Annotated in this window: 11 protein-coding genes, 3 tRNA genes and 1 rRNA gene; 5 read left to right on the top strand and 10 right to left on the bottom strand. The window is 42.6% G+C overall.

Going from position 1 to position 12222, the window contains the following annotated elements; genetic code table 11:
- Window positions 1–109: 109 nt before the first annotated feature.
- Window positions 110–1645: ribosomal RNA gene (locus RB215_RS02590) — 16S ribosomal RNA — on the bottom strand.
- Between the two features lie 1041 nt (window positions 1646–2686).
- On the opposite strand from RB215_RS02590, the gene RB215_RS02585 reads away from it, so the two are divergent.
- From RB215_RS02585 to RB215_RS02575, 3 genes are all read left to right on the top strand, one after another.
- Window positions 2687–3124: a transcriptional repressor gene (locus tag RB215_RS02585; protein ID WP_011327201.1), complete on the top strand. Its 438-nt coding sequence runs from the start codon at window positions 2687–2689 to the stop codon at window positions 3122–3124.
- A 63-nt stretch (window positions 3125–3187) separates the two neighbouring features.
- On the top strand, window positions 3188–3655 hold the full coding sequence (locus RB215_RS02580; RefSeq protein WP_011327200.1) for a chemotaxis protein CheX: 468 nt from the start codon (window positions 3188–3190) through the stop codon (window positions 3653–3655).
- The gene (locus tag RB215_RS02575; protein WP_309216829.1) at window positions 3652–4080 is read left to right on the top strand and encodes a secondary thiamine-phosphate synthase enzyme YjbQ; all 429 of its coding nucleotides are present in this window, start codon (window positions 3652–3654) and stop codon (window positions 4078–4080) included. The genes RB215_RS02580 and RB215_RS02575 overlap by 4 nt, the downstream gene beginning before the upstream one ends.
- Window positions 4081–4369: 289 nt before the next feature.
- Here RB215_RS02575 and RB215_RS02570 read toward each other — a convergent pair.
- The 4 genes from RB215_RS02570 to orn form a co-directional block, all read right to left on the bottom strand.
- Window positions 4370–4445: transfer RNA gene (locus RB215_RS02570), tRNA-Gly, on the bottom strand.
- Window positions 4446–4561: 116 nt separating this feature from the next.
- Window positions 4562–4637: transfer RNA gene (locus RB215_RS02565), tRNA-Gly, on the bottom strand.
- Window positions 4638–4842: 205 nt separating this feature from the next.
- Window positions 4843–4918: transfer RNA gene (locus RB215_RS02560), tRNA-Gly, on the bottom strand.
- A 174-nt stretch (window positions 4919–5092) separates the two neighbouring features.
- On the bottom strand, window positions 5093–5638 hold the full coding sequence (orn, locus tag RB215_RS02555) for an oligoribonuclease (protein ID WP_011327197.1): 546 nt from the start codon (window positions 5636–5638) through the stop codon (window positions 5093–5095).
- A 121-nt stretch (window positions 5639–5759) separates the two neighbouring features.
- On the opposite strand from orn, the gene rsgA reads away from it, so the two are divergent.
- Together rsgA and asd are read left to right on the top strand one after the other, a co-directional pair.
- Window positions 5760–6818 (top strand): small ribosomal subunit biogenesis GTPase RsgA, encoded by a 1059-nt coding sequence (rsgA, locus tag RB215_RS02550; protein ID WP_011327196.1) that lies wholly within the window; start codon window positions 5760–5762, stop codon window positions 6816–6818.
- Between the two features lie 15 nt (window positions 6819–6833).
- Complete coding sequence (asd, locus tag RB215_RS02545) at window positions 6834–7700, top strand: archaetidylserine decarboxylase (RefSeq protein ID WP_309216828.1); 867 nt, start codon at window positions 6834–6836, stop codon at window positions 7698–7700.
- Between the two features lie 169 nt (window positions 7701–7869).
- On the opposite strand, the gene RB215_RS02540 is transcribed toward asd, so the two are convergent.
- From RB215_RS02540 to RB215_RS02520, 5 genes are read right to left on the bottom strand one after another with little or no spacing between them, the layout of a single operon-like run.
- Window positions 7870–8616 carry a HesA/MoeB/ThiF family protein gene (locus RB215_RS02540; protein ID WP_099046596.1) on the bottom strand — a complete coding sequence of 249 codons (747 nt, stop codon included), beginning with the start codon at window positions 8614–8616 and terminating at the stop codon, window positions 7870–7872.
- A 21-nt stretch (window positions 8617–8637) separates the two neighbouring features.
- Complete coding sequence (gene thiE / locus RB215_RS02535; protein WP_192532530.1) at window positions 8638–10164, bottom strand: thiamine phosphate synthase; 1527 nt, start codon at window positions 10162–10164, stop codon at window positions 8638–8640.
- Window positions 10165–10175: 11 nt separating this feature from the next.
- Entirely contained in the window at window positions 10176–10967 is a 792-nt protein-coding gene (locus tag RB215_RS02530) for a thiazole synthase (protein WP_197182785.1), read from the bottom strand.
- A gap of 5 nt (window positions 10968–10972) precedes the next feature.
- Window positions 10973–11167 carry a sulfur carrier protein ThiS gene (gene thiS, locus RB215_RS02525; protein WP_011327191.1) on the bottom strand — a complete coding sequence of 65 codons (195 nt, stop codon included), beginning with the start codon at window positions 11165–11167 and terminating at the stop codon, window positions 10973–10975.
- 7 nt (window positions 11168–11174) lie between these two features.
- A complete protein-coding gene (locus RB215_RS02520) occupies window positions 11175–12176 on the bottom strand; it encodes an FAD-dependent oxidoreductase (RefSeq protein ID WP_309216826.1) in 1002 nt (333 codons plus the stop codon).
- Window positions 12177–12222: the final 46 nt, after the last annotated feature.

Genomic DNA, 12222 nt, shown 5'->3' with positions numbered 1-12222 from the left:
TCAGCTTTTCCAAATTTTTAAAGAGCATATTAATTAGTTATCCCGAAGGACAAGCACTAATTAACAATCATCTGTGTGGACACTACGAACAAATAAGTTCTAAATCGTATAAGGAGGTGATCCAGCCCCAGGTTCCCCTAGGGCTACCTTGTTACGACTTCACCCCAGTCATGAATCACTCCGTGGTAAACGTCCTCCCGAGGGTTAGACTATCTACTTCTGGAGCAACCCACTCCCATGGTGTGACGGGCGGTGTGTACAAGGCCCGGGAACGTATTCACCGCGTCATTCTGATACGCGATTACTAGCGATTCCGACTTCATGGAGTCGAGTTGCAGACTCCAATCCGGACTACGACGCACTTTAAGTGATTCGCTTACCTTCGCAGGTTCGCAGCACTCTGTATGCGCCATTGTAGCACGTGTGTAGCCCTACACGTAAGGGCCATGATGACTTGACGTCGTCCCCACCTTCCTCCGGTTTATCACCGGCAGTCTCCTTAGAGTTCTCAGCATTACCTGCTAGCAACTAAGGATAGGGGTTGCGCTCGTTGCGGGACTTAACCCAACATCTCACAACACGAGCTGACGACAGCCATGCAGCACCTGTATCAGAGTTCCCGAAGGCACCAAACCATCTCTGGTAAGTTCTCTGTATGTCAAGTGTAGGTAAGGTTCTTCGCGTTGCATCGAATTAAACCACATGCTCCACCGCTTGTGCGGGCCCCCGTCAATTCATTTGAGTTTTAACCTTGCGGCCGTACTCCCCAGGCGGTCTACTTAATGCGTTAGCTTTGAAAAACAGAACCGAGGCTCCGAGCTTCTAGTAGACATCGTTTACGGCGTGGACTACCGGGGTATCTAATCCCGTTTGCTCCCCACGCTTTCGTACATGAGCGTCAGTGTTGACCCAGGTGGCTGCCTTCGCCATCGGTATTCCTTCAGATCTCTACGCATTTCACCGCTACACCTGAAATTCTACCACCCTCTATCACACTCTAGTTTGCCAGTTCGAAATGCAGTTCCCAGGTTGAGCCCGGGGCTTTCACATCTCGCTTAACAAACCGCCTGCGTACGCTTTACGCCCAGTAATTCCGATTAACGCTCGCACCCTCCGTATTACCGCGGCTGCTGGCACGGAGTTAGCCGGTGCTTCTTCTGTCAGTAACGTCACAGCTAGCAGGTATTAACTACTAACCTTTCCTCCTGACTGAAAGTGCTTTACAACCCGAAGGCCTTCTTCACACACGCGGCATGGCTGCATCAGGCTTGCGCCCATTGTGCAATATTCCCCACTGCTGCCTCCCGTAGGAGTCTGGGCCGTGTCTCAGTCCCAGTGTGGCTGATCATCCTCTCAAACCAGCTAGGGATCGTCGCCTTGGTGAGCCATTACCTCACCAACTAGCTAATCCCACTTGGGCCAATCTAAAGGCGAGAGCCGAAGCCCCCTTTGGTCCGTAGACATTATGCGGTATTAGCAGTCGTTTCCAACTGTTGTCCCCCACCTCAAGGCATGTTCCCAAGCATTACTCACCCGTCCGCCGCTCGTCAGCAAAGTAGCAAGCTACTTTCTGTTACCGCTCGACTTGCATGTGTTAGGCCTGCCGCCAGCGTTCAATCTGAGCCATGATCAAACTCTTCAATTAAAAAGTTTTATGTCTTTCGACAGCTCAATGAATTCTGAATTTTTTAATATCTTTCGATATTGAATTGACTGTGCCGAAGCAACTTATAAATAAGTTACTTCTGTTGGTCACTCAGTTTTCAATTGAGACTCTAATTTGTTTGCCTCGCTAATTACCCATAAAGAGTAAGTAGGTTGGCTGTTAGAACTCAATCTGTACGAGTGCCCACACAGATGATTGCTTTATATTGTTAAAGAACGTCGCGACAATAAAGTAAAACTTTATCTCGCTAGGGCTGCGCATATTACGCTTTCCTATTTTTTTGTCAACACTTAAATGTAAACTTTATAAAAATCTAAACTTAAGTTTTACTCGACTCACTGATTGACTCTTGCCTCGCTAAGCGTTGCTGTCTGCCGTCTCAGTGGGGTCGCATTATAGGGCGCAGCCAGTTTTACGCAAGCGTTTTTTAAAGAAAACTTAAAATAAAATGCTGTTCGCTTGATATTTAAACCAAACGATTAAAAACAATACTAAACCATCTGCATTTTGGGTAACTCGACTTGGTTTTACATTCTAAGCTGGTATTGAGCAGTGCATAATTTAAGCACCACTCGATTGTTTGGGTAATATAAAGTGTGCTTATTACGCTACGCATATTAAGCATGCACAAATAGTAAACAAAACTAAAAGTCATGCAATTCTTTATAAGTAATAACCTGAGTAATTAGAAATTAGAGAAAGCCAATGTACTTTTAATGTAGTTTAAAACTAATGGCCTTCATTATTTTACTATATAGTACTGAAGCTACTACATAGGTATTATTTACTTGCTCATTTACTACAAGCAAATATCCAAACAAGCGTTATCGCTTATTAATGGAAAATAGCGACACTATACAATAAGTACTGCCCTCCCTAAAACCAAACTCGCTACTATTAATTTAACCTCTAAAGATAAACACGCCTTAGTGAATAGCTTTAACAAACGCGTTTAATTTAAACACTGCAACTTAAATACAGTGTGATATTATATCAAGGTAGCATAAGGATAAGAGAACGATGAATATAGAATCACTCGTAAGTAAAGCAAAACAAGTATGTGACAACCGTGGTGCGCGATTTACACCTATCCGTGAAAAGGTATTTCGTTTACTTGCAAGTGCGCAAGGTGGTGTGGGCGCGTATGATTTGCTCGAGCAATTAAAAGTAACAGAAACTGGCGCTAAACCTGCCACGATATACCGTGCATTAGATTTTTTGGCTGAGCTTGGTTTTATTCATAAAATTGAAAGCACCAATGCATTTATGTTGTGCCATCATTTTGATCATATTCATCCTGTACAGTTATTAATTTGCGATACCTGTGGATTTGTTAAAGAACTGCATTCAACCGTTATTTCGCATGAGCTAAATAGTTTAGCTGCGGAAGGTGGGTTTGTTGTATCGGCGCAAACAATAGAAGCACATGGAAGGTGTGAGTCTTGCAGAGCTGCATAGTTTTAGTAGCGATATAAATATTTTATATCGCTATTTTTTAGCACTAATTTAAGAGTAAATTATATGAATGTAGAGTTCATCAACCCTTTTTTATCTTCTTTAATCAATGTATTAAGTACAATGGCTCAAACACAATTAAAGCCAGGTAAGCCACGCATTAAAACTGATGAGAAAGCTTGTGGTGATGTATCAGGCCTGATCGGAATGGTTGGCCCGCAAACACGAGGCTCTTTTTCAATAACTTTTGATGAGCAGTTAGCACTAACTATCATGGAGCGTATGCTTGGCGAACGTCCAGATAGTATAAATGAAGAAGTAACCGATATGGTAGGCGAAATTACTAATATGGTTACAGGTGGCGCTAAAAACTTATTGGGTCAAAAAGGTTTCGACTTTGATATGGCAACTCCAATAGTTGTATCTGGTAAAGACCATACAATTACCCATAAAAGCCAAGGTAAAAAAATACTCATGCCATTTACCTGCGATGCGGGTAACGCCAATATTGAAGTGAGTTTCGATAAGTTATGAGTTGGCAACAAAAAGTCATTACTTTAAAACCTCGTATCCGAGGTTTTCATTTAATTGATAACGAAATACTCATTCAAATCCCCGAACTCACAAATTACAAAGTGGGTTTACTACACTTATTTATCCAACACACTTCAGCTAGCCTAACCATTAATGAAAATGCCGATCCTACTGTACGCATGGATATGGAAAGCCACTTTAATGAATTTGTTCCGCAGTGCCAACCCTATTATCGTCACGATTATGAAGGTGACGACGACATGCCAGCACACATTAAAGCAAGTACATTGGGGTGTGAGTTAAGCATCCCTATTACAAATGGCTATTTAGCTCTAGGTACATGGCAAGGCATTTATTTAGGTGAACATCGAGACAGAGGTGGTTCTAGGCGGATTCTAGCAACCATTCAGGGCGAGTTGTTTTAATAAGTCGCCTGTTCAGCACTTAAACTTCACTCCCAACGCACACCCATTAATTACCACAGTAAAAACACATCACTTTATTGGTAAATAACTTGCTCTTCGCGAGTAATTATCGTTGCTAATTACTAAAGGCTTTAACGCAATTTTTATCGAATGGATAGCGAGAAAACCAAGTGTTCTTTAGTCGCTGGGTAGTTCACTGCATATGAAATCAGATAGAGAAAGATTGTATTTAAAATAAGAAATTTTTTATGGCTTTTTATTTAGGGGTATTTGTTATGGAATAAAAGATTGGAGCGGTACACGAGGCTCGAACTCGTGACCTCGACCTTGGCAAGGTCGCGCTCTACCAACTGAGCTAGTACCGCATTATAAAGTAGTTAGTAATTCGTCCGTTGGTGCGCGACAAATCGCGTTCAACATTCTGGCAACTGAACTAGTACCGCATTTTTATTCAACACTGCAATTTCTTTTGGTTAGAAATTGGAGCGGCACACGAGGCTCGAACTCGTGACCTCGACCTTGGCAAGGTCGCGCTCTACCAACTGAGCTAGTGCCGCATTTTTATTTCTTTAGTTATTTTACGTTGGTGCGCGACAAGTCGCGTTCAACATTCTAGCAACTGAGCTAGTGCCGCATTATAAAGTAGTCAGTAATTCGTCCGTTGGTGCGCGACAGGTCGCGTTCAACATTCAAGCAACTGAGCTAGTACCGCATTTTTACTTCTAGTTATATAAATAACTTCAATTTCTTTTGGTTAGAAATTGGAGCGGCACACGAGGCTCGAACTCGTGACCTCGACCTTGGCAAGGTCGCGCTCTACCAACTGAGCTAGTGCCGCATTTTTATTTCTTTAGTTATTTTACGTTGGTGCGCGACAAGTCGCGTTCAACATTCTAGCAACTGAGCTAGTCCTGCTTTATATTTATACAACTCAAACACACTAACCCCGCGTGGGTTATCGTCTTGAGCGGGGCAGGATTCTACAATAATACAGTGTGTTTGCAAGTGTTTTTTATAAATTAAAGAATTTTTCTCTATAGACCTTTAATTCCATAATCGAATCTTTAATATCGTCTAGCGCAAGATGTGAGCCTTTTTTATTCACTTGTGCAAGTACCTCTGGTTTCCAGCGACGCGCTAGCTCTTTAATTGTGCTTACATCTAGATTACGATAGTGAAAAAAGTCTTCCAATTCGCGCATATATTTATTCATAAAGCGACGATCTTGCCCTATTGAGTTACCACACATCGGTGATGCACCTGCAGGTACCCATTGTTTTAAAAAGGCTATTGTTTGCTCAACCGCGTAGGCTTCGTCGTAAGTACTTGCCTTGCAGCGTGCTGTTAAACCCGATTTTCCATGCTGAGTGGTACACCACTCATCCATATTATCAAGCAACTCATTACTTTGATGAATGGCAATAGTTGGCCCTTCAGCTAATATATTCAAATCAGCATCAGTGACAACGGTCGCAATTTCGAGTATTTTATCGGTCTCTGGTTCGAGTCCGGTCATTTCAAGATCGAGCCAAATTAAGTTTGATTTATTAATATTCATAATTACCTAAGCGGTGCTTTCCTTTAGATCCAGCGCATTTCGATATATCATATTAGCATCATACGTCGAGCTAAAGCATTTTTTAGCTAAGTCGACATTTAACTAAGGTTATAGGCCTCCTGTGGCAAAACAAAAAAAATTAAGTAAAGGCCAGTCTCGTCAGATCAAGGCTAATCATCAAAAGCGTATAAGCAGTGCTGATGCAAGGCCTGCTAAAAAAGGTGCGCAAGAATGGCAAACCGATAATTTAGGCCAAGTAGAAAGCGCTATTGTGATCAGTCGTTTTGGTCAACATGCCGATGTGGAAGTTGAAAGCGGCGAAGTACTACGCTGTAATATACGCCGCACTGTGTCTAATTTAGTGTGTGGGGATGAAGTACTGTTTCGTCGCGCTAAAGTAAGCGAAGGCGATTTAGCTGGTGTAATTGAAGCAACGCAAGAGCGTCGGTCACAACTTACTCGCCCTGATTTTTACGACGGTGTAAAAGTAATAGCTGCTAATATTGACCAAATATTAATGGTGTCAGCAGTATTACCCGAATTTACCCCAAGTATTATCGACCGTTATTTAATAGCCTGCGAAGATATGGGTATAGAGCCTATTTTAGTACTAAATAAAATAGATTTAATCGATGCGCAAGGTCTTAGTGAAATACAAAAAGTACTCGATGTATACCGCAAGCTCGACTACAAAGTTTTATTGGTTAGTAATATAAGTACCGATGGCATTGACGAATTAAAAGATGTACTCGTTGGAAAAAACAATATTTTTGTTGGTCAAAGTGGCGTAGGTAAATCTACTTTAGTTAATACCGTACTTCCAGATGCTGAAATTCTAACTAAAGAAGTTTCTGAAAACAGTGGTTTAGGCCAACATACCACCACGGTATCTCGCCTACATCATTTACCAAGCGGCGGTAACTTAATAGATTCACCAGGTATACGTGAATTTGGTTTATGGCACTTAGAAGTTGATCGTGTAACTTGGTGCTTTAAAGAATTTAGAGAATTTATAGGCGGGTGTCGATTTAGAGACTGTAAACATTTAAACGATCCGGGCTGTATAATTAAAGAAGCCGTAGCTGATGGCAAAATTTCGCAATTGCGCTTTGACAGCTACCACAGAATTTTAGAAACAATGGCCGATGGCCGTGCAGGCTCTCGCGCGCCTCGCGTATAATTTAGGAAACAACCAGTGAGTTTAGATAAATTTAAAATCGCAATGCAGTACGCAATGCCAAAACACTTTATTTCACGCGTAGTAGGAAAACTAGCCGCTGCTAAAGCGGGTGTGTTAACAACCACGTTAATTAAACTGTTTATTAAGCAATACAAAGTAGATATGAGTGAAGCTAAACACCCAGATCCTGCTCATTATGAAAGCTTTAACGAGTTTTTCACCCGTCCGTTAAAAGATGGCGCACGCCCAATAGTTGCAGACAGCGACATTATTATTCATCCAGTAGATGGCGCAATTAGCCAATTAGGCGATATTGTTGACGGCCAACTAATTCAAGCTAAAGGTCACGATTACAGCCTACAAGCACTACTTGGTGGTAATAAAGACGATACAACCCCATTTTTAGGCGGTAAGTTTGCAACTATTTATTTAGCGCCAAAAGACTACCACCGTATTCATATGCCAATTGATGGCACATTAAGTAAAATGATTTACGTACCAGGCGATTTATTTTCAGTAAATCCGCTGACTGCGCAAAACGTGCCTAACTTGTTTGCACGTAACGAACGTGTGGTTGCTATTTTTGAAACTGAAATAGGTCCACTTGCTATGGTACTGGTTGGCGCAACTATTGTTGCCAGCATTGAAACTATTTGGGCGGGTACAGTAACACCACCAGCTGGTAGCGATGTATTTAGCTGGAACTACCCAGCCAAGGGCGAAAACGCTATTAGCCTCAAAAAAGGTGAAGAAATGGGCCGCTTTAAACTTGGCTCTACCGTGGTACTTGCTTGGGGCGACGACAAAGCAGATATTCTTGATGATCAACTTCCTGAAACAGTTACCCGTTTAGGCGCCCCATTTGCCAAAATTGATGATTAAGATATAGATATCAGGTAAAAAAACCCCGCGTTTATGGTAATAAACGCGGGGTTTTATTTTTCAGTGAGTTTATAAATTCAATCGCGGTGGAAAATAACTCGCCTACAGTTTGCTTAAATACCGAGTTTGGCTGATCTCTGCCTGATACCTAACACCTGAAACCGTGGCTTTACCTACACTCCTTACAGTCGATATCTTTCACCACTTTAAATTGTTGCTGCTGCAAAGTGAGTGCATTAATACTCATAAACACACAATCGCTAGAATGACCTAATAACATATTGAGTGTCAGCTGCGCCTGCATTGAGCCGATAATACCTAACAGCGGACTAATTACTCCGGCGTTATCACAATTGATAAGCGGCGCAATATCGCTTTGTGGAAAAATACAGCCATAACACGGGCTATTAGCATTTCTTAAGTCTAAGCTAATCAGCTGCCCTTTTGTTGCCAGTGCCGCACCGGAGATTAATGGGGTTTTATGCTGCACACAAAAGCGATTAACACTGTAGCGAGTGGTAAAGTTATCACTGCAATCCAACACAATATCCGCATTATTGAGTAGTGCTGCGCTATTATCTTGAGTCAGTTTTTCGGCGTGAGTAATTACAGTAATTTGGTTATTAAGACTTGCGAGCACTTTACCTGCCGCAACCACCTTTTTTTGCCCTAAGTGATTCACTTTATACAGCACCTGACGCTGTAAGTTCGAAAGCTCAACCGCATCATCATCAATTAAAATGAGTTTTCCAATACCCGCAGCGGCTAAATACAGCAATGCGGGGCTGCCTAAGCCACCCGCACCTACTACTGCAACACTTGCCGACTTAAGCTTTAACTGTCCTGCAAGTCCCACTTCTTTAAGCAATATATGGCGACTATAGCGCAGCATTTCTTTATCGCTAAGTTCATTCATTTGGCTATTAACCTGGCCCATTTAATTTATTGCCGCTTGCAACGCACTTATTGCCTGCACATAATCATCAGCTTCGCTAATTGCACGTACCACAGCCACACTACCAACGCCTGTTTTGGCAACTTGGCTGGCACGCTTTAAATCTATACCGCCAATTGCCACTGTTGGGTAGCTTTGCATTAAGGGGACAAATTTAAATAACTTTTCTAGTCCCTGTATTTGCCCTGTCATATCTTTGGTAGTGGTAGGATAAATAGCGCCAAATGCCAAATAACTTGGGCGGTAATTATGTGCGCGGAGCATTTCATAGAAGCCATGTGTAGAAAGCCCGAGCCTAAGCCCTGCATTTTTAATCGCCGCTAAATTAGTGTTTTCTAGATCTTGTTGGCCTAAATGCACACCATATGCACCATGCTTAATTGCAAGTTGCCAATAGTCGTTTATAAATACCTGCGCATTATATTGCTCCCCCAGTGCCACCGCTTTTGCCACTAATTCGTCAAGTTGTGCATCGTCTTTATTTTTAACTCGTAACTGCGCAGTTTTAACGCCCTGTTGTAAGCACTTTTCTAGCCAGTCAACACTATCAACCACTGCGTATAAACCTAATGATTTACTTTCGCAGGGTGCAAAATCTGCAGCCATATTAAAATCAAGCGGAACGTCAAAATCGAGTTCATCACCTAACCAACTGCCCGCTTCTATTACTTGGGGGTAATCGGCTAAGTTGGTTGGAAATGAGGTTTGTGCTACTGGGCCAATTCCTTCTCCGTAGCGCACCGCTACTTTCAATCCTTGATTAATATAAGCTTTAGCTAAAATAAACGCATCTTTTAACGGGTAGTCTTTTGCTAAGCAAGCAGCAATAACCGAGGCCATACTGCAGCCTGTACCATGGTTATGTGGCGTTTGAATTTTTTCATTTCCCAGCCAGTATTCTTCGCCTTTTTGAGTGAAATTATTTATGCAGTAATCTATACAGTAGCCGCTTGGATAATCCCAATGCCCGCCTTTTATAACCACGGCTTTTGCGCCCCAGCTTAATAACTTATTGGCGGCTTCTTTTATTGCCGCAGGACCAATTAAGTACACGCCAGTTAATAACTGGGTTTCGTGCGTATTTGGGGTTATTACATCCACCAGCGGCAATAAGCATTCTTTAATAGCACTTACTGTGTCTTCCTCTGTTAATAAATCGCCGCTAGTAGCAATAGCTACTGGGTCGTAAACAATAACAGGCGGCACTGGCCATTTGGCTTTATAGTGGCTTATATGTTCACTGATCAATTGAATTTGCTGCACATTTGCCAGCATGCCTATTTTAATTACTTTGGCTTTCATATCTTTTTCGAGTGCCAAAAGCTGCGATTCAATAATATCGGTAGATACGGCATTAATTGCCTCAACACCTAAACTATTTTGCGCAGTCAGTGCTGTAATAGCAGTGCACCCATGCACACCAAAACTTTGCATTGCTTTTATATCGGCTTGAATACCTGCGCCACCGCCTGAGTCTGAGCCGGCAATCGTCCATACTACGTTATTCATATTCGTCTCACTTATTCTTGATGCCAAAATGGCATACCCATAGTCGGGGTTGAAGGGGCTGCAACGTCTTTTTCAGGCATTGCTTTGGCGTTATATGCAAAACGTCCAGCCTCTACCGCGGCTTTAAATGCTCGGCTCATGGTTATAGGGCAACCCGCTCCAGCAATCGCCGAATTTAATAATACTGCATCATACCCTAGTTCAAGTGCTTGGCAGGCATGCGAGGGCAAACCTAAACCAGCATCCACTATTAATGTTGTCTCTGGTAAGCGCTCTCTGATTGTTTTTAAATTATAACTGTTTAACAAGCCTTTACCTGTACCAATGGGTGCACCCCATGGCATTAATACTTCACAGCCTAAAGCATTTAAACGCTGGCACAGCACTAAATCGTCTGTGCAATATGGCAGTACTTTAAAACCATCATCAATCAGTATTTTAGTTGCCTCAAGCAGTGCAAATGGATCGGGCTGCAAGTTGTAATCGTCCCCTATCAGTTCAAGCTTAATCCAATCGGTAGCAAACACTTCACGGCACATTTTAGCAAGCGTAATGGCCTCTTTAACACTATGACACCCTGCTGTATTTGGTAAAATTTTAAGCCCAGTATTTTTTATTAACTGCCAAAAATCATCACCCGCAGCCGCACTTTGCTGACGCCTAAGCGACACTGTGACTATTTCAGCGCCCGATGCAACAATCGATTCATTCATCACTGCAGGCGACGGGTAAAGCGCCGAGCCTATTAGTAATCGGCTTTTTATTTGCTCACCATAAATAGTTAAATAGTCATTATTTGGCATAGCTGTTATCCACCCTGAATCGGCGAGAGCAGCTCAATACTATCACCCTCAGTTAATTGATAATCGCTATGCTGGCTTTGCGGTATAAACTCACCATTAATCGCCACCGCAAATGGTGCAACACCACCAAAATCTTGCAAACAGTTAATGAGCTTATTACTGCTAATAGCTATTAACTCACCATTAATTGTTATGTTCATTTAATTTTCACTCTATGCATAAAAGGGCATTTGCCACTAAACTTGGCGCCAACATGTAACCATGACGATATAAGCCATTAATACTAATGACTCGCCCAACGTGTGTTATTTGTGGGCGGTTATCGCTAAATGCCGGGCGCACCCCTGTTTGAATATTTAATAGCCGCGCTTCGGCAAAACCGCTGTGCACCGTATAAGCCGCCGAAAGTAACTCTAAAGCAGAGCGCACTGTGGCTGGGCCTGTATCTTGCGACTCTATTTCAGTCGCGCCAATTACGTATTCATTATTGGGTTTAGGCGCTATATAAATGGGGTAACGCGGATGCATTAAGCGCACGGGTCGCGTTAAACTCACCTCTGGCGCGTATAACCTAGCTACTTCTCCACGTACGCCCCGCAGAGGCTTGTCATCTTTTGCGCCAAGCCCTCGGCAATCAATAATATAATCAAACTCTCGGTTATTAATTTTATTATCGCTAATCGTTACCCGTTGATTAAATACAAACTTTACTTTGCGTTTGTTGAGCTGTGTAAAGCTGGCTTGATAAAATGCCTGATTATCTATTTGCCCGTCACAGGGTAAAAATAATCCCTGACTAAAACGATTAGCAAGCTCAGGCTCTAACATTTCAATTTGCTGGGAATTCACCGACTCCCCGGTATAATTAGCTAACGGTTTTAGCCGCTGAGCAAAGCTTTGTAAATCGCCTTTATCTTGCTGATGCGCGACAACTAATGTGCCCTGCTGCTGAAAAAAAACCTCACTATCAAGCTCATCAATAATCCCAGGCCAACGCTTTATAGAATCAAGCCCCATTAAAGCTAAATCAGCCTCGCACAATACCGACTCAGCAAGAGGAGCAAGCATAGCCGCAGCCACCTTGCCTGCGCTGTTTTGAGAGTGCTCATCATCTGCCTCAAATACAGTAACTCGGTGTTGCTTACTCAGCTCAAGCGCCGCCAACCTACCGGTTAAACCAAACCCCACTACCGCTATATTGTAAAACATAAAAGTTCCTTTTAGCTGCGAGCCCTCGCTGCCCGCAGCCCAACAC

Origin of the sequence: Pseudoalteromonas sp. HL-AS2, assembly GCF_031198805.1 — a bacterium.
Taxonomy (GTDB): domain Bacteria; phylum Pseudomonadota; class Gammaproteobacteria; order Enterobacterales; family Alteromonadaceae; genus Pseudoalteromonas; species Pseudoalteromonas nigrifaciens.
This window is presented reverse-complemented; position numbering and strand designations above follow the sequence as displayed.

Excerpts from the sequence above, each read along its gene's own strand:
- RB215_RS02580 (WP_011327200.1), top strand. The coding sequence starts at position 3,188 with ATGAATGTAGAGTTCATCAACCCTTTTTTATCTTCTTTAATCAATGTA.
- thiE (WP_192532530.1), bottom strand. The coding sequence starts at position 10,164 with ATGAATAACGTAGTATGGACGATTGCCGGCTCAGACTCAGGCGGTGGC.
- orn (WP_011327197.1), bottom strand. The coding sequence starts at position 5,638 with ATGAATATTAATAAATCAAACTTAATTTGGCTCGATCTTGAAATGACC.
- RB215_RS02520 (WP_309216826.1), bottom strand. The coding sequence starts at position 12,176 with ATGTTTTACAATATAGCGGTAGTGGGGTTTGGTTTAACCGGTAGGTTG.
- RB215_RS02575 (WP_309216829.1), top strand. The coding sequence starts at position 3,652 with ATGAGTTGGCAACAAAAAGTCATTACTTTAAAACCTCGTATCCGAGGT.
- thiS (WP_011327191.1), bottom strand. The coding sequence starts at position 11,167 with ATGAACATAACAATTAATGGTGAGTTAATAGCTATTAGCAGTAATAAG.
- RB215_RS02540 (WP_099046596.1), bottom strand. The coding sequence starts at position 8,616 with ATGAATGAACTTAGCGATAAAGAAATGCTGCGCTATAGTCGCCATATA.
- RB215_RS02530 (WP_197182785.1), bottom strand. The coding sequence starts at position 10,967 with ATGCCAAATAATGACTATTTAACTATTTATGGTGAGCAAATAAAAAGC.
- RB215_RS02585 (WP_011327201.1), top strand. The coding sequence starts at position 2,687 with ATGAATATAGAATCACTCGTAAGTAAAGCAAAACAAGTATGTGACAAC.